This is a genomic window from Mycobacterium bourgelatii (genome assembly GCF_010723575.1).
In the GTDB taxonomy this organism is placed as follows: Bacteria; Actinomycetota; Actinomycetes; order Mycobacteriales; family Mycobacteriaceae; genus Mycobacterium; species Mycobacterium bourgelatii.
Genome location: NZ_BLKZ01000001.1, coordinates 663356 through 679822, shown reverse-complemented (window position 1 = coordinate 679822; position 16467 = coordinate 663356). Strand labels below are relative to the sequence as shown.

20 protein-coding genes are annotated in these 16467 nt (G+C 65.2%); 5 read left to right on the top strand and 15 right to left on the bottom strand.

What is annotated here, in order from left to right:
- Nucleotides 1-3: 3 nt before the first annotated feature.
- The 3 genes from G6N68_RS30475 to G6N68_RS03115 all read right to left on the bottom strand — a co-directional run bounded on the left by G6N68_RS30475 (nt 4) and on the right by G6N68_RS03115 (nt 4478).
- Nucleotides 4-657 (bottom strand): hypothetical protein, encoded by a 654-nt coding sequence (locus tag G6N68_RS30475; protein ID WP_240355346.1) that lies wholly within the window; start codon nt 655-657, stop codon nt 4-6.
- Complete coding sequence (locus G6N68_RS03120; protein ID WP_163707743.1) at nt 658-3024, bottom strand: arylsulfatase; 2367 nt, start codon at nt 3022-3024, stop codon at nt 658-660.
- A gap of 113 nt (nt 3025-3137) precedes the next feature.
- Nucleotides 3138-4478 carry an oxygenase MpaB family protein gene (locus tag G6N68_RS03115; protein WP_163707740.1) on the bottom strand — a complete coding sequence of 447 codons (1341 nt, stop codon included), beginning with the start codon at nt 4476-4478 and terminating at the stop codon, nt 3138-3140.
- A gap of 95 nt (nt 4479-4573) precedes the next feature.
- Here G6N68_RS03115 and G6N68_RS03110 point away from each other — a divergent pair, with 95 nt between their 5' ends.
- Nucleotides 4574-5161, top strand: coding sequence for a TetR/AcrR family transcriptional regulator (locus tag G6N68_RS03110; protein WP_163718090.1), 588 nt, complete (start codon nt 4574-4576; stop codon nt 5159-5161).
- 71 nt (nt 5162-5232) lie between these two features.
- Here the strand turns inward: G6N68_RS03110 and rpsQ are convergent, their stop codons facing one another.
- Genes rpsQ through rpsJ form a run of 11 tightly spaced genes read right to left on the bottom strand, consistent with a single transcriptional unit; the run spans nt 5233 to nt 10733 of the window.
- A complete protein-coding gene (gene rpsQ, locus G6N68_RS03105) occupies nt 5233-5598 on the bottom strand; it encodes a 30S ribosomal protein S17 (RefSeq protein WP_163707737.1) in 366 nt (121 codons plus the stop codon).
- On the bottom strand, nt 5598-5846 hold the full coding sequence (gene rpmC, locus G6N68_RS03100; RefSeq protein ID WP_163707734.1) for a 50S ribosomal protein L29: 249 nt from the start codon (nt 5844-5846) through the stop codon (nt 5598-5600). Before rpmC ends, rpsQ begins: the two co-directional genes overlap by 1 nt.
- Nucleotides 5846-6262 (bottom strand): 50S ribosomal protein L16, encoded by a 417-nt coding sequence (rplP, locus tag G6N68_RS03095; RefSeq protein WP_069417612.1) that lies wholly within the window; start codon nt 6260-6262, stop codon nt 5846-5848. The genes rpmC and rplP overlap by 1 nt, the downstream gene beginning before the upstream one ends.
- Nucleotides 6263-6265: 3 nt before the next feature.
- Nucleotides 6266-7099, bottom strand: a complete 834-nt coding sequence (gene rpsC, locus G6N68_RS03090; RefSeq protein WP_163707731.1) for a 30S ribosomal protein S3 — start codon at nt 7097-7099, stop codon at nt 6266-6268.
- On the bottom strand, nt 7099-7620 hold the full coding sequence (gene rplV / locus G6N68_RS03085) for a 50S ribosomal protein L22 (protein ID WP_163707727.1): 522 nt from the start codon (nt 7618-7620) through the stop codon (nt 7099-7101). Before rplV ends, rpsC begins: the two co-directional genes overlap by 1 nt.
- Nucleotides 7617-7898: a 30S ribosomal protein S19 gene (gene rpsS / locus G6N68_RS03080; RefSeq protein ID WP_003892827.1), complete on the bottom strand. Its 282-nt coding sequence runs from the start codon at nt 7896-7898 to the stop codon at nt 7617-7619. Before rpsS ends, rplV begins: the two co-directional genes overlap by 4 nt.
- A gap of 33 nt (nt 7899-7931) precedes the next feature.
- The gene (gene rplB, locus G6N68_RS03075) at nt 7932-8774 is read right to left on the bottom strand and encodes a 50S ribosomal protein L2 (protein WP_069417615.1); all 843 of its coding nucleotides are present in this window, start codon (nt 8772-8774) and stop codon (nt 7932-7934) included.
- Between the two features lie 30 nt (nt 8775-8804).
- Nucleotides 8805-9107, bottom strand: a complete 303-nt coding sequence (gene rplW / locus G6N68_RS03070; RefSeq protein ID WP_069417616.1) for a 50S ribosomal protein L23 — start codon at nt 9105-9107, stop codon at nt 8805-8807.
- Nucleotides 9107-9760: a 50S ribosomal protein L4 gene (rplD, locus tag G6N68_RS03065; RefSeq protein ID WP_163707724.1), complete on the bottom strand. Its 654-nt coding sequence runs from the start codon at nt 9758-9760 to the stop codon at nt 9107-9109. The genes rplW and rplD overlap by 1 nt, the downstream gene beginning before the upstream one ends.
- Complete coding sequence (gene rplC, locus G6N68_RS03060; protein WP_163707721.1) at nt 9760-10413, bottom strand: 50S ribosomal protein L3; 654 nt, start codon at nt 10411-10413, stop codon at nt 9760-9762. Before rplC ends, rplD begins: the two co-directional genes overlap by 1 nt.
- Before the next feature lie 14 nt (nt 10414-10427).
- Entirely contained in the window at nt 10428-10733 is a 306-nt protein-coding gene (rpsJ, locus tag G6N68_RS03055) for a 30S ribosomal protein S10 (protein WP_003873519.1), read from the bottom strand.
- A gap of 458 nt (nt 10734-11191) precedes the next feature.
- Here rpsJ and G6N68_RS03050 point away from each other — a divergent pair, with 458 nt between their 5' ends.
- Entirely contained in the window at nt 11192-11578 is a 387-nt protein-coding gene (locus tag G6N68_RS03050; RefSeq protein ID WP_163707719.1) for a hypothetical protein, read from the top strand.
- Between the two features lie 107 nt (nt 11579-11685).
- Nucleotides 11686-12936, top strand: a complete 1251-nt coding sequence (locus G6N68_RS03045; RefSeq protein WP_163707717.1) for a cytochrome P450 — start codon at nt 11686-11688, stop codon at nt 12934-12936.
- A 295-nt stretch (nt 12937-13231) separates the two neighbouring features.
- Here the strand turns inward: G6N68_RS03045 and G6N68_RS03040 are convergent, their stop codons facing one another.
- Nucleotides 13232-13885, bottom strand: coding sequence for a TetR/AcrR family transcriptional regulator (locus G6N68_RS03040; protein WP_163718088.1), 654 nt, complete (start codon nt 13883-13885; stop codon nt 13232-13234).
- Nucleotides 13886-13983: 98 nt separating this feature from the next.
- Here G6N68_RS03040 and G6N68_RS03035 point away from each other — a divergent pair, with 98 nt between their 5' ends.
- On the top strand, nt 13984-15597 hold the full coding sequence (locus tag G6N68_RS03035) for an MFS transporter (RefSeq protein ID WP_163707714.1): 1614 nt from the start codon (nt 13984-13986) through the stop codon (nt 15595-15597).
- Between the two features lie 122 nt (nt 15598-15719).
- On the top strand, nt 15720-16457 hold the full coding sequence (locus G6N68_RS31340) for a PE family protein (protein WP_163707711.1): 738 nt from the start codon (nt 15720-15722) through the stop codon (nt 16455-16457).
- Nucleotides 16458-16467 lie beyond the last annotated feature (10 nt).

Sequence of the window (16467 nt, the reverse complement as noted above, 5' to 3'; positions counted from 1 at the left end):
CTTTCACGGTATGACGACGCCGAAATCTTGCAGCAGTACCGACTTTGCCGCCCCGAATTCGGCTGTGTCGCCCGGCGCCTCGACGTGGATGGTCACCAGGAAGTAGCTGGTGTTGGTCCGGATATGGGTGATGCGGTCGGCGAAATCGATTCTGGCCGAATCACCACGCAGGGTCCCGCTCAATATCTCGCTGCTGTAGCCGCAGAACTGCGCGCCGGTGACGACGAACTTCAGGCGCTGCATCGCACCGCCCAACGCCGCGGTGTAACGCAGGAACGCGCTTTCCGGCGTCGGGTCAGTCGGTGCAATACGTACCGTCGCAGACATGGAGTGCGGACCCGACATCGCCAGCGCGATATCGCCCGTTCCCTCTTCGGCTGTCCAACCGTCGGGGACCCTGATCGTGATCCTCGGCGCGGTGGGATCGGCGACGGCAGCGACGATCTCCTCCCCGTCATCCCCTGGCGTGACGACGCAGCGGGTCGCATTGGGCGGTATGTGCTGGGAAGTGGTCACCGCGATGCCCGGCGCGGGCTCTATCGGATCAGGACGCGATTGAGTGTCGTCGGACCCCTCGCCGATGTGCCCGCACCCGACAGCCGACAGCCATACCAGGACGGCCGCCCCGAGCGCCGCATGCGTTCGTCTCGCTGACATTCAGTCGCGCGAAAAAGCTAGCGCCAGTTCAGTTTCGACGTCTTCGTAGGGCCGACCGGATAGATCCATGGTGACGTTGGCGATGGTTCCACCGGTGAACACGAACGGCGCCTTGTAGCGGCTGGACACGCTCGAGCCGCCGTTGCGCCCCACGGTGATTCCCGCACCCGCCAATCCGAACGTTCCCGGGTGTGTCGCCACGTCGGCAAGCGTGCCAACCGGGCTGTGATCGAAGTAGAGCGTGAGATCGCCCAGCGGCGTATGACTGTTGGCCACGGTTCCCGTCCGGTTGTAGCGCACGCCGAGCAGGTGCCTGCCCAACGGGACCGGCCCGTCCGACGAGACCAGCTGCTGACGCTCACCGAGGAAGTTGTAAACGTAGTGCAGGCGCCCGTCCTGGATGAACAGCACGTGCCCACCGTGTGCGCCGCCCTGCTTGAACAACACACCTTCGGCGCCGGTGGTGTCGATGGTCACGTCGGCCACGAGGGCGAAGGACCGCCCGCGAATCTCGGGCGCGGCGCCGATACCGACGTCGGCGCAGTTCGGGTAGTAGATGTAGCTGTCTCGTTCGGTGACCAGGTAGGGCCGCGACCGGGTCATCGTCTCGAAGATGTTCAGATCCGACAGCGGCAGACCGTTGTACTTGGCGGCCTCGGAAAACCACAGCGCCTTGAGTTCTTCTAACTTTTCCGGGTTCTCGGCGGCCAGGTCGTGGGATTGGCTGCGGTCGCGCTCGATGTGGAACAGTTCCCAGCGGTCGGCGTCGAAGTGCTTCCAACCGGACGGCGTGGCCGCGTGGACGGTGTTGGCGAACCAGCCCTCGTGCCAGATCCCGCGGGTACCCAGCATGGTGTAGAACTGTGTCGTCTTCCCGGTGTCGGCGGCCGGATCATCAAGGGCCGCTTTGAAACTCACACCATCGAGCGGCTTCTGCGGGATCCCCTTGACGGTCTCTGGCGGGGACATACCGAGCAGGTCGTAGACGGTCGGGGTGATGTCGCTGACGTTGACATAGTTGTCCCGAACTTCGCCCCGGGCCGCTATTCCGTTGGGCCAGGAGATGATGGCGGGATCGGCGATGCCGCCTTCGTGGGAGGCGTAACGCTTGAACAGCTTGTAGGGCGTGTTGAAGGCCATCGCCCACCCGATCGGATAATGGTTGTAGGTCTGTGGTCCGCCCAGGTGATCGAACAGCTTCATGCTTTCTTCGACGGTGTCGATGTAACCGTTGAAGAACTTGCCTTCGTTGACCGACCCGTTGGGCCCACCCTCGCCGCTGGCCCCGTTGTCGGAGATCACGACGATGATGGTGTTGTCGATCTGACCGGATTCCTCGAGGTAGTCCATGATGCGGCCGATCTGCGCGTCGGTGTAGCTCAGGAAGCCGGCGAATACTTCGGCCATCCGGCTGAACAACTTCTTCTCTTCGTCGTTGAGCGAGTCCCAGGGCCGCACCGTGTCTTGCAGCGGCCACGACTCACCGTTGGGCCCCTTCACGTCGAGGTAGGGGTTGATGGGCGAAAGCTTGGTGTCCGGCGGGACGAGCCCGAGTTCCTTCTGCCTTTCCAGCGCGATTTCGCGGTACTTTTCGTAACCCATGTCGAACTTGCCGGCGTACTTGTCGGCCCATTCTTTGAAGACGTGATGAGGGGCGTGCCCCGCGCCGGGGCACACATAGCTGAACCACGGCTTGTCCGGCGCAATCACCTTGGCGTCACGGATGAACTCGATCGTCTTGTCGGCCAAGTCCTTTGACAGGTGGTAGCCGTCCTCGGGCGTGCCGGGCGGATTGACGGGGTGGTTGTCGTACACCAGGTCCGGGTACCACTGGTCGGTCTCCCCACCCAGGAAGCCGTAGAACCGTTCGAATCCGCGGGAGGTCGGCCAGTGCCGCTTCGTCGACGCCATGCTGGACTCCTCCAGCGGCGTCAGGTGCCACTTGCCGATGCAGTAGGTGTTGTAGCCGCGTTCGTTGAGCACTTCGCTCAACAGCGCGGTGTCGGCCGGAATACGGCCGTGGCAGTTGGGGAATCCGTCGGTGAACTCTTCGATGGTGGCCATGCCGACGGTGGTCGCGTTGCGACCGGTCAGCAGCGATGCCCGGGTCGGTGAACACAGGGCGGTGGTGTGGAATTGCGACAGGCGCACGCCGCGTTCGGCGATACGCGTCATCGCGGGCATCTCCACCAGGCCGCCGAAGCAGTCCCAGGTGGCGATTCCGGTGTCGTCCCAGACCAGGTACAGGACGTTGGGCGAATTCTCCGGCGCGGTCGGCGCGGCGTACGGCCCCCAATCGGGTTCCGAGTCGCGAATATCCAGTTCGATCTTGCCGTGAAACTCCGTCGACCCCGACTTCTCAGCCATCTCCCGCCAGCCTCATTCCCGTGATGGACTTACCGAACGTCCGTGCACATTACACGCGCCGAGGCCGAAAAAGCTGAGGATTTCTATAGTGCCCGCTATGCGCTTGGGGCCGGCTATACCGGAACCGCGGGCGCTCGGTGTGGGGTTGGCGTGTATTGCGCTGCGTCGGTCACGAATTCGGGCTTGCCGTACGCCGCCAGACGCAGCTTGAGCAGCCCGATGACATACGCGTCGACCACATCGGCGAGCACGGGGATACGACTGGCGCGGCTCACCGCGGTGAAGCGCCCGATGATGAAGGGCGCTGTGAGAGCGACGCGGATGAGATCCAATGACCCCAGTGATACGCCCATCGCTTCGGCGATCTGGCGGTCGCCGTTGCAGAAGGTGCGGACGAATGTCAGCTTGCTGAAACTCTTCTCGACCGCGTCTGCGCACCGGTCGAACAGCGAGGTGTTGGGCCGCAGATATGCCGCCATCGTGCCCTGCACGAGTTCCCGACAGATGTCGTCGAACCCGTCGCGCAGCAGTGCCGCGCGCGCATGCATGACATGGATGATGTCGTCGGGTTCCGACGGCAACAGCTCCGGGGGCAGACCCAGCAGAAAGCAGCGGTACCTGGCGAACTCGATGACGGCCCGTTCTTCCTTGGTGAACTTCGTCCGGCCCTGCTGGCGTGCCTGGCGGGCCAGCAGGTACTGACCGATCATTCCGGCGGGCATCTGGTCGACCTGTGGCACCGGCATGCCGTAGACGGAGACGTCCCACTTGTCGGATTTCTTCAGCGCGTTGTAGCGCACCATCGAATGCATCAACCGGACCATGGCGGCGGCCTCAAAGCCGGGGCCATAGCGGTCCAGCGCGCCGGGCAGAGTGGTGACGGCGAAGAAACTGGCCGTCTCGTTCACGCGCCGCGCGGCCCGCTTACCGGTGAGCGCGCCGGTAAGGGCCATCGGTAGCGCGGCGTAGGTATTCATGAACGTCGCGATGAAGGCCCCTCGGATAATGAAGGGCGCCAGCAGCGCCGCCGGGATGCGTTCCTGGCGAGCGCCTTCGCGCACCATGTCAAAGTCGATCCACTCGGGGGTGTCTTCCATCGCGGCGATGAATGACCCGAGTTCCGGCGGCGCGTCCGGCACCGCCTCGATTCCCTCGCGGCACGCGGTCTTGAGCATGCCGATCAATTGCGAGACGCTGTACGTACCCATAAGGGCCGCATAGGGATCCGCGACGACATCGCCGAGCATGGTGGCAGTGCTGATCAATTCCAGGACACGCTCGTCCTCCAGGATGGGAGCGCGGTCGGCGACCCAGGCCGGCAACGAGGATTCGACGTCGGGCTCGATGGCCAGTCGTTCCGGCTGCTGATCGAAATCAAAGTCGCCGTAAAGGTCGGGCTGCAACTCGGACTGGCTTCGGACCCGCTTCGCGAGCTCGGGGTAATACGCAACCATTACGGCCTTTCCAGGTAACTAACACTGAGTGAGTTAATACTCACAACGCGTTAGTTATGCTGTCAAGTGTGACTGTGAGCACGGCGCGGCGGCGCATGACGGCCGAAGCACGGCGCGAGCAGATTCTGGACATCACCCACGCCATCGTCGACGCCGAAGGGTTCCACGCGGCGACGCCGGCGCGCATTGCGCAAGAGGCAGGGATCAATCGGTCGTTGATCTATCAGCTGTTCGGCGACGTGCCGGCGTTGTTGGTCGCGCTGATCGACCGTGAGGCGTCCCGCGCCGGTGCGCAGTTCGCCGAGGCGATCGAGGGATTGGGCGAACCGAGCGCGGAAAATCAACCGCTGGTGCGGGCATTCGACGGGGTGCTGGCCGCCATCGAAGCCCACACGGCGACCTGGCGACTGTTCCTGTTCCCACCCCAGGGCGCTCCCCCGCAATTGCACACCCGGCTGGCCCAATCCAAGGACTTGGTGTGTGAGTTCCTGCGGAGCGAACTGCTGCGCATCTACCCTCAACTCCACGACCCCGACTACACCGCGCGGATTCTGTACGCCTCAGGTCTTGAACTACTACAGCTTCGCTTGAGCGATCCTGATACCGCGACGCTGGAACGGTTGCGTAACTTCGTGCACCGCCTCGGCCCAGAGCTCACCGGGCGGCCCAGTAAAGACCAGTAAAGAAGTGAGCAGACGCATAAGCCCCCGATTTCGGTCCGAAACGGGGGCTCAAGCGTCTGTTCGCGAGAGGCTTACTTGGCCTTCTCGAGAATCTCGACCAACCGCCAGCGCTTGGTCGCCGACAACGGCCGGGTCTCCATCAGCGAGACGCGGTCGCCGATACCGGCGATGCTGTTCTCGTCGTGCGCCTTGACCTTCTTGGTGGTGCGGATGATCTTGCCGTACAACGGGTGCCGCATACGGTCTTCCAACTCGACCACGATGGTCTTCTGCATCTTGTCGCTCACGACGTAGCCGATGCGCGTCTTGCGGCGGCCACGCGGCTTCGGGTTGGCCGGAGTGTGCTTGGGGCCCTTTTCCTTTGCGGGTGCGTCCGCGGCCGCCTTGGTCGCCGCCTTCTTCGGAGCGGCCTTCGCGGGAGTCTTAGCCTCTGCCATTACGAATCCTTACCATCGCCATCGGTACCGTCCGGCCCGGAAGCCAGACCCAGCTCTCGTTCGCGCAGCACAGTGTAGATACGCGCGATTTCGTGACGCACCGTACGGAGCCGGCGGTTGTTGGTGAGCTGGCCGGTGGCCATCTGGAAGCGCAGGTTGAACAGCTCTTCCTTGGACTCGCGCAACCGCTCGATCAGCTCTTCGTCGGTAAGCTCACGCAGTTCGCCAGGGGAAATTCCCACTGCCATCAGAACTGCTCCTCTCGGGTGATGATGCGTGCCTTGATCGGCAGCTTGTGGATCGCGCGGGTGAGCGCGGCCCGTGCGATCGCCTCATTGGGGTAGCTCAACTCGAACAGCACCCGGCCGGGCTTGACGTTGACCACCCACCACTCCGGCGAGCCCTTACCCGAACCCATCCGGGTCTCGGCAGGCTTCTTGGTCAGCGGCCGGTCCGGGAAGATGTTGATCCACACCTTGCCGCCACGCTTGATGTGCCGGTTGATGGCGATACGAGCGGACTCGATCTGCCGGTTGGTGACGTACGCGTGCTCGAGCGCCTGGATCCCGTAGTCGCCGAAGTTCACCGAGGTGCCGCCACTGGCGATACCGCGCTGGCGGGGATGGTGCTGCTTGCGGTGTTTAACCTTGCGGGGAATCAACATGATTCAGCTCTCCGTGCTCTGCGCTTCAACGGCCGACCCTGCGGCTTCGGGAGCGGCGGCGGCTTCGTCACCGCCGGCGGCCCGGCCGGCGTCGGTTCCGGTCGCCGTGGTGCCGGACGCACCGCTGCGACGCGGACGGGTGCCCGACGGACGCTCACGACGCGGACGGTCGGCGCCCGCGGGCGCGGCGGCGGCCAGTTCGCGCTTGCCACCGACGATGTCGCCCTTGTAAATCCACACCTTCACGCCGATGCGGCCGAAGGTGGTCTTGGCCTCGTACAGGCCGTAGTCGATGTCCGCCCGCAGGGTGTGCAGCGGAACGCGACCCTCGCGGTAGAACTCCGACCGGCTCATCTCGGCGCCGCCGAGGCGACCCGAGCACTGCACCCGGATGCCCTTGACGTTCGGCTGACGCATCGCCGACTGGATGGCCTTACGCATCGCACGACGGAACGCCACGCGGTTGCTCAGCTGCTCGGCGACGCCCTGGGCCACCAGTTGTGCTTGCGACTCAGGGTTTTTCACCTCGAGGATGTTGAGCTGCACCTGCTTGCCGGTCAGCTTCTCCAGGTCCGCGCGGATCCGGTCGGCCTCGGTGCCGCGGCGACCGATGACGATGCCGGGACGGGCGGTGTGGATGTCAACGCGCACCCGGTCGCGGGTCCGCTCGATCTCCACGTCGGCGATCCCCGCGCGCTCCAGTCCGGACGACAGCAGTCGGCGGATCGCCACGTCTTCCTTGACGTACTCCGCGTACTGCTTGTCCGCGTACCAGCGGGACTTCCAGTCGGTAGTGATGCCCAGCCGGAAACCGTGCGGATTGATCTTCTGGCCCACTAGTCTGAGCCTCCCTTCGCTTCAGAAGTCTCAGAACTCTTCGCGGGTGCTTTCTTGGCGGGTGCTTTCTTGGCGGGAGCCGTGGACGCAGGCGCCTTCTTGGCGGCGGCCTTGCTCCCCTCGGCGCGGCGTGCCCGTGAGGACTTCGCCGACTTCTCGTTCTTCGGCGGACGGCTCTCCACCACCACGGTGATGTGGCTGGTGCGCCGGCGAATCCGGAATGCGCGCCCCTGGGCACGCGGGCGGATGCGCTTGGCAGTGGGGCCCTCGTCGGCGTAGACGGTCGCCACCACCAGGGTCGCCGGGTCCAGGCCGTTGTTGTTCTGCGCGTTGGCCGCGGCGCTGGCAATCACCTTCGCCACCGGTTCACTGGCCGCCTGCGGCGCCCAACGCAGAATGTCGAGCGCGTCCGCCACCGACTTGCCGCGTACCAGGTCGACGACCCGGCGCGCCTTTCTCGGCGACACCCGCACAAAGCGTGCCTTGGCTGTCGCAGAGGGATATTCAGTAGCCGTACTCATCGCCTCTTGCTCTTCCGGTCGTCCTTGATGTGTCCCTTGAAGGTGCGCGTCGGCGCGAACTCACCCAACTTGTGGCCAACCATCGCCTCGGTGACGAACACCGGGACATGCTTGCGCCCGTCGTGCACAGCAAAGGTGTGGCCGATGAAGTCCGGAATGATTGTCGACCGGCGCGACCAGGTCTTGATGACCTGCTTGGTGTTCTTCTCGTTCTGCACGTCGACCTTCTTGAGCAGATGGTCGTCGACGAACGGGCCCTTCTTCAGGCTGCGTGGCATTGTTGGCTACTCCCTCGACTCACATGCCTGGCGCTAGCGCCCGTGCTTCTTGCCGGTGCGACGGCGACGGACGATGAGCTTGTTGCTCGCTTTGTTCGGCTTGCGGGTACGGCCTTCCGGCTTGCCCCACGGGCTGACCGGGTGACGCCCACCGGATGTCTTACCCTCACCACCACCGTGCGGGTGGTCGACCGGGTTCATCACCACACCACGGACGGACGGGCGCTTGCCCTTCCACCGCATACGACCGGCCTTGCCCCAGTTGATGTTCGACTGCTCGGCGTTGCCGACCTCGCCGACCGTCGCGCGGCAGCGCACGTCGACTCGGCGAATCTCGCCGCTGGGCATCCGCAGCGACGCGTAGCTGCCCTCCTTGCCGAGCAACTGAATGCTCGACCCGGCCGAGCGCGCGAGCTTGGCACCACCGCCCGGACGCAGCTCCACGGCGTGCACCAAGGTACCCGCGGGGATGTTGCGCAACGGCAGGTTGTTGCCGGGCTTGATGTCGGCGTTGGCGCCGCTCTCCACCACGTCACCCTGCGAAAGTCCGTTCGGGGCAATGATGTAGCGCTTCTCCCCGTCCAGGAAGTGGAGCAGCGCGATGCGTGCCGTGCGGTTCGGGTCGTACTCGATGTGCGCGACCTTGGCGTTGACACCGTCTTTGTCGTTGCGACGGAAGTCGATCACCCGGTAGGCGCGCTTGTGACCGCCACCCTTGTGCCGGGTGGTGATGCGACCGTGCGCATTCCGGCCGCCATGACCGTGCAGGGGGCGAACCAGCGACTTCTCCGGATGCGAGCGAGTGATCTCGGAGAAATCGGACACGCTCGCGCCGCGACGACCGGGGGTGGTCGGCTTGTACTTGCGAATTGCCATGTCTAATCAGATCTTTCTCTCGCTCGGCGGCTAGGCCGGTGCTCCGAACAGGTCGATCGGCTTGCTGCCCGGCGCCAGGGTGACGATGGCGCGCTTGGTGCTCTTGCGCTGGCCGTAGCCGGTCCTGGTGCGCTTGCGCTTGCCCTGCCGATTCGCGGTGTTCACCGATGCGACCTTGACGGAGAAGATCTTCTCGACAGCGATCTTGATCTGCGTCTTGTTCGAATCGGGGTGCACCACGAAGGTGTACACGTTGTCGTCCAGCAGCCCGTAGGACTTCTCGGAGATGACCGGGGCCAGGATGATGTCACGAGGGTCAGCGATGGTCGCCATCAGGCCGAAACCTCCTCTGCAGTAGCCGTGTTAGCGGCGATGTAGGCGTTGAGCGCCTCGACGCTGAACACCACATCGTCGGCCCGCAACACGTCGTAAGTGTTGAGCTGGTCGGGTGCCAGGACGTGCACGCCGGGCAGGTTCCGCACGCTCTTGATGCCGGTCTCGTCGCTGCGCCCGATAACCACGAGCACCTGCTTGCGATCGGTCAGCGAGGACAGGAATGTCTTGGCGCTCTTCGTCGAAGGCGTCTGGCCCTCCACCACTTCGGTGACCGCGTGAATGCGCCCGTTGCGCGCCCGGTCCGACAGCGCCCCGCGCAAGGCGGCGGCGATCATCTTCTTCGGGGTGCGCTGGCTGTAGTCGCGCGGCTTGGGACCGTGCACGACGCCACCACCGGTGAACTGGGGAGCGCGCGTCGAGCCCTGCCGGGCGCGACCGGTTCCCTTCTGCCGGTACGGCTTGCGGCCACCGCCGCTGACGTCGCCGCGAGTCTTCGTCGAGTGCGTACCCTGCCGGGCCGCCGCCCGCTGGGCGGTGACCACCTGGTGCATCAACGCGATGTTCGCCGGAACGTCGAACAGCTCGGCCGGCAGCTCGATCGAGCCGTCGGTCTTGCCCGCCGGCGTCTTGACGTCAATCTTTACGGCCATTACTTCTCACCTCGCTTGATCGCGGTGCGAACCACGACGAGTCCGCCGGTGCGGCCGGGGACCGCGCCCTTGATCAGCAGGACGCCGTTCTCGGCGTCGACCTTGTGCACCAGCAGGTTCTGGACGGTGACCCGCTCGTTGCCCATCCGGCCCGCCATCCGGGTGCCTTTGAAGACCCGCGCGGGGGTCGAGCAACCGCCGATGGAACCTGGCCGCCGGTGCACCGCCTGGGCGCCGTGGGCGGCGCCCTGACCGCGGAAGCCGTGCCGCTTCATGGTGCCGGCGAAGCCCTTGCCCTTGGAGGTGCCGGTGACATCGACGTAGGTGCCGTCGGCGAAGATCTCCGCCGTCAGCTCCTGGCCGACCTCGTACTCGGCCGCCGCCTCCGGGTCGTCCAGCCGCAACTCGGCCAGGTGCCGGCGCGGGTTGATGCCCGCCGCCGCGTACTGGCCGGTCACCGGCTTGTTGACCTTGCGCGGACTGATTTCGCCGTAGGCCAACTGCACGGCGCTGTACCCGTCACGCTCCGGGGTCCGGACGCGGGTCACCACGTTCGGCCCAGCCTTGACCACCGTCACCGGCACGACTCGGTTGTTCTCGTCGAATACCTGCGTCATGCCCAGCTTGGTACCCAGAATGCCTTTTCTCGCCATCGCTGCCCAAGCTCCTACTGGATGTTGACGTCGACACTGGCCGGAAGATCGATGCGCATCAACGCGTCAACGGTCTTCGGCGTCGGATCGAGGATGTCGATCAGCCGCTTGTGGGTGCGCATCTCGAAGTGCTCCCGCGAGTCCTTGTACTTATGCGGAGAGCGGATGACGCAATACACGTTCTTCTCGGTCGGCAGCGGCACCGGCCCCACGACGCTGGCTCCTGTGCGTACGACGGTCTCGACGATCTTGCGCGCCGACGCGTCAATAGCCTCATGGTCGTAGGCCTTAAGCCTGATGCGGATCTTTTGTCCCGCCACGCTTCTCCTACCTCATCTCCCACACTTGAAGTCCGTAACCGGACCTGGTGCCCCCCGGCACGCATCGCCCGCCCGATTAACGGGCCGGCCGAGCGTCGCGCCGGATACTGCGCCGCTGTTTACCTGTCGTGGTCCACCCGCTCCCCCGCGCTCGGGTGTGTCACCCGCACGCAGCCTTGTAGGCGACCGAAATTGTCGCGCTCCAAGGATGGGACCGGACGCGCCCCTGGTGGGCGCTGGTCGTATGCCCGTCCAGGAGCAACCTGGCGCAGGGCAACCTGAACAGTATGCCCCAGATCAGCGCCTAGGCCAAATCCCGAGTGGTCGGTGCCGCCGCTCCTGGCCGGCGGGCGGAAACGTCGACCTAAACCTAACTTAAGTCCCACACCAAACCCCACACGAGCTGCGCTAATAGACCATCCTGAGCGGGCGCCCGTAGCCGCGGTTACGCTCCTCCCGTGATTGGGCCGAATCCGGGGGAACCCGACCCCGCGCAGCCGATGATCGACTGGATAAACGCCGCGCCGCCGGCCGAGCTTGCCGCCGAGCTGATGTCCGCCTTCGACCCGGCCATGGCCAGACGGGTGCCGGAGCTCGGATTGTCCGACTTCACCAGTTGGATGTTCCGCGGCTATCCGGAAAGGCCCGGCCTGATAAAGCCTGCGCGACCGGTGCGGGAGCCCATTTTGGAAGCCATTCAGCTGCTGGAGCATTCCGAACTGGTGTACGTGCGCTGGATCGTCAACAACGAATTCAGGTGGAGTGCAACCCGCCGGGGCTTGACGACACTGGGCGCCGGCAAGGAAGCCGTCAGGCAACGGATCAAGGACCGTACCGGCGACTGATTCTCAGCGCCTACCCATCGCATCGCCATCGACCCGTCATCGACTCTCCATCGCCGGATGCGCAGTATGGAAGAAGACCCCAAGACAAGCCCGAGGAGGAGCGCAGAGTGAGCGCCCGGATCGTCGATGCAGCAGCCGAAATTTTCGCCGACCCGACCTCCTATGCCGATGAGGCGCGGCTACACGCAGCGATGACACACCTACGCGCCCACGCGCCGGTGTCGTGGGTCGACCGTCCCCCGTTCCGCCCGTTCTGGGCGATCACCAAGCACGCCGACGTGATGGAGATCGAGCGCGCCAACAATCTGTTCCTCAGTGCCCCGCGCCCGCTGCTGGCGACCGCCGAGGCCGACGACCTGTCGCAGTCGCTCTTGGACGCCGGAATGGGGCTGCGCACGCTGGTCCACATGGACGACCCCCATCACCGGGAGGTTCGGGCGATCGGGGCGGACTGGTTTCGGCCCAAAGCCATGCGGGCGCTGAAGGTCCGCATCGACGAGTTGGCCAAAATCCACGTCGACAAGCTGTTGTCGGTCGGGCCGGAATGCGACTTCGTCACCGAGGTCGCCCAGAACTACCCGCTCTACGTCATCCTGTCCTTGCTGGGCCTGCCCGAATCGGACTTCCCGCTGATGCTGCGCCTGACCCACGAATTGTTCGGCGGTGACGACACCGAGTTTCGGCGCGGCACCACGCCGGAAGAACAACTGAACGTTCTGCTGGAATTCCTCGCCTACTTCAACGACCTCACGGCGGCCCGTCGAGCCAATCCGACCGACGACCTGGCTTCTGCGATCGCCAACGCACGCGTCAACGGCGAACCGCTGTCCGATCTCGACACCGCCTCCTACTACGTCATCATCGCCACCGCCGGACACGACACCACCAGCGCGACGATTGCCGGCGGGTTGCAGGCACTGATTGAGAATCCAGACCAGCTCGAACGGCTCACCAACAACCTCGACCTGATGCCGCTGGCCACTGAGGAGATGGTCCGCTGGGTCACGCCGGTGAAGGAATTCATGCGCACCGCCGCCGAAGACACCACGGTGCGCGGAGTGCCCATCGCCAAAGGCGAGTCCGTTTATTTGTCCTATGTCTCCGCCAACCGTGACGAAGAGGTCTTCGACGATCCGTTCCGCTTCGATGTCGGTCGAAACCCCAACAAACACCTGGGGTTCGGCTATGGGATCCACTTCTGTCTGGGCGCGGCACTGGCCCGTATGGAGATCAGCAGCTTCTTCACCGAACTCCTACCAAGGCTTAAATCCATCGAATTGAGCGGAAAGCCCGAACTCGTGTCCACAACTTTTGTGGGTGGGCTCAAGCACTTACCGATCCGGTATTCGCTGCGTTAGGCAAGGTGCTGTCTGGGGAGATTGCGAAATAGCAGCCGTCAGAAGAGCGCAGCGCCGGGAACGCAGGCTATCCCCTACCGCGTCCGCTACGTCGACCGTCCGGGCGACTAAGCATCCGCCCCAACGACCCGATCTGGGCATTAACGGCCGGTTGATTCCCGGTGCCGGCGTCGACGGGCGAGAGGAAACCGAGCGGAAGCTTGTGCTGGCACCGGACCCAGCGCGGGACGGACTTTGCGTTGAGTTGCACACTGCCGCAATATCATTCGACTTAGTTACATCCAGGCTGGCGAATTCAGGCAGTCGCCGATCCGCTACTCGCCGCGCTGATCCCCTGCACATAGAGGAAGCCGTCCACGGCAGCCCGCGCACATTCGCGATAGTCGAAATTCGGCAATGTGGACAGCCGACCCAGTACCAGCGGGCCGATCAGCAGGGCGATCGCCCGTGAGCGGTCCACGTCTGCCGTCTTAAGCCCTAGCTCCGCAGCGGCTGGGCTGTCGAATATCGCATCGAACGGCGCCGCATACTGCTGGGCGATGCGCTCGCGCAGCGTATTGATCGCGCTGTCGCCGCGGGTGTTCTCGGGCTCTGGCATCGCCGCAAGATCGGGACCCAACGCCAACCACGACATGGCCGTCATCACGGCGGGTGCTTCGGCGATGAATTTGCCCTGAGCCAGGACTACGGCGAGCAGCCGATCCCGCAGCGAACCTTCGTCCGGTGGCATCGGCGCCGGCGGGATCAGGCTGTTGAACGTCGCGGCGAGCAGGTCGTTGCCGCTCGGAAAGTGGCGATACAGAGTGGCCCGTGCGACGTTGGCTGCCCGCGTGACCGCGTCGACGGTCACCGCGCTCGGCCCCCCGGTGGTGAGCAGTGTTGCGGCGGCTTCCAGCAAACGCGCCCTGGACCGCGCCGGGCGGGGATCGACGTTGTTCCCCTCGCTGATTGTGACGCACCTCCCTGTTTGGGAACCAGACTACTGGTCTACCTACGAGACTATTAGTCTCGGAAATTAGTCCGCCCCGGGGAGGAGGCGTACCACCCATGGTCCATACCCTTGATCGGCTTGACCAGCGTACTGAGCCAGCAGACGGACCGGTAGACAGCGGTATTCCAGGCGGTTCTGCCGGCGTCGCTTCTCGAGCCAGAACCTGGACCCTCGCAGTGGCGTGCGCGGGTGTCGGCCTCGTCGTCGCATCGATGACGGCGTTGAACACCGCGTTGGGTGATCTGGCGCTGGCAACCGGGGCCACCCAGACGCAACTGACCTGGATGGTCGACGGATACACCCTGGCGCTGGCGTGTCTGTTGTTGCCGGCCGGTGCAATCGGTGATCGATACGGCCGAAAAGGCGCGCTACTGGCCGGCCTGCTGATCTTCGCGCTTGGTTCGATCGCCCCTGCGATACTCCACGACCCGATGCACATCATCGCCGGCCGGGCCGCAGCCGGGGTAGGCGCCGCATTTGTGATGCCGGCGACGCTGTCCCTGCTGACCGTGGCCTATCCGAAAGAGCAGCGCACCAAGGCCGTCGGCATCTGGGCGGCGGTGTCCGGTTCCGGCGGTGTCTTGGGCATGCTGGGTTCCGGGGCAATGCTGCACTTCTGGAATTGGCAGTCGATTTTCTGGTCCCTGGCCGCCTTTGCGCTGATTGTTTTCGCTCTGGCCTGCACCGTTGCGCCCTCGCGTGATTACGATGCCCCGCCGGTCGACTGGCCGGGTGCGGTGCTGATTGGCACCGCGGTGGCGATTTCGGTCTACGCCATCCTCGAAGCACCCCACCGAGGCTGGAGCAACTCACTCGTTTGGGGCGGAATCGTCGCCGGTGCGGTGATCACGGCGGTCTTCATCGTCGTGCAGCTGCGGCGGCCAAAGCCGCTGTTGGATGTGCGCTTGTTCGGTGACCCCGCCTTCACCACCGGGGTGGCGACGATCGTGCTGATGTTCGGCGGCACGTTCGGGTTCTTCTTCCTCGCCATGCAGTACGTCCAGCAGATCATGGGTTACTCGCCGTTGATGACCGCCGTCGCGCTAGGCCCGTTCATGGTGCCGCTGGGCATTCTTTCGGCGTTGTCGCCGTGGTACGTACCCCGGCTCGGATTGCGCCTCGTACTGTTCCTGGGCACCGCGACCATGGCGGTGGGTTTCTGGTGCATGCAGGGTCTCGGGCAGCACTCCAGCTATCTCGAGTTCGCCTGGCCGTGCTTGATCCTGGCCACGGGCATCGGGCTATGCACCGCGCCCCCCACTGCGGCGATCATGGGCGCGGTTCCGGACGAAAAGCAGGGCGTGGCCTCCGCGGTCAACGACACCGCGCGCGAAATGGGGGGTGCGGTGGGCATCGCCGTAGCCGGATCGATACTGGCCGGGCGCTACACGCAGGAACTAGCGCCCCAACTGGCGCAGTATCCTGCGGCCGTCCGCGGCCCCGCGACAGACTCGCTGGCGAAGGCGGTCGAGATCGCCGGCAAGCTGGGGCCAGAGGGACAGCAACTCGCGGATCTGAGCAAGACGGCATTCCTGACCGCGATGCACTCCTCCACGACCGCGATAGCGCTGCTGGCGGGCGTGGCGGCGGTGTTGATCGGAGCTTGGGGACCAGGACGAGACGGGCGCCAACTACGACCGGTCCGAAACCTCATCGCGCCCTTCCGGTAGCCCGAATACGAAGCATCGGCAAAAACGCCTCGCGCTTACCCGGCGGCAAGCTAATATCCGCTGGGGAGGATTCCGTCAGTGGGGGACCGGCGGAAGCCAGACATCCTTAGCTAGGGGCCAAGATGTCTTATGTTCACGCGCAACCGGAATACGTTGCCGCTGCGGCATCGGATCTGGCGCGGATCGCGTCGGCGTTGAGCGACGCCAACCTGACCGCGGCGGTACCGACCTCTGCCGCGCTGCCAGCTGGCGCCGACGAGGTCTCGGCGTACATCGCGGCGCTATTCTCCGCGCACGCCCAGGCCTACCAGGCGCTCAGCGCCCAGGCCGAAGCCTTTCACGCGCAGTTCGTGCACCTGATGACCATGGGTGGGCAGCAATACGCTCTGGCGGAGACGGCGAACAACGTCGCCGTACAAGCCGCGTCCCAAGCCGGGTTGGCGGTCAGCGCACCCATGCAGGCCGCAATGGGGGTGCTGCCGACGGGTGGCGCCCAGGCGGCGCCCGCGGCCGGCGCGACACTGGCAGCAAACGCCACACCCGTCGCGCCCGCTTCGGCGCAGGCGGTCACGCCGGCCGCCGCGCCGACCGGCGGTATGGCCGCGGCAACGGCAGTCGCCCCACTGGGACGGGTTGCCGCCACCGGGGCGACGGCTGCTACCGGCGCCGCAGCCCCCGCGGGGCCGGCCGCGCAGCCGATCCAAGCACTGGCGGCGACCCAGGCGGCCGAGGCCGAAGTCGCCACGGCGGCGCCGGTGACGCCGCTGCCGGCAGCCGTGGCAGCGAGAGCGGCGACACCGGCGGCCGCCGCCGTACCCACAGCGCGAGTTGTCGGCCCGCAGGGCGAGGCGGCCAACTGATCGGTACGGG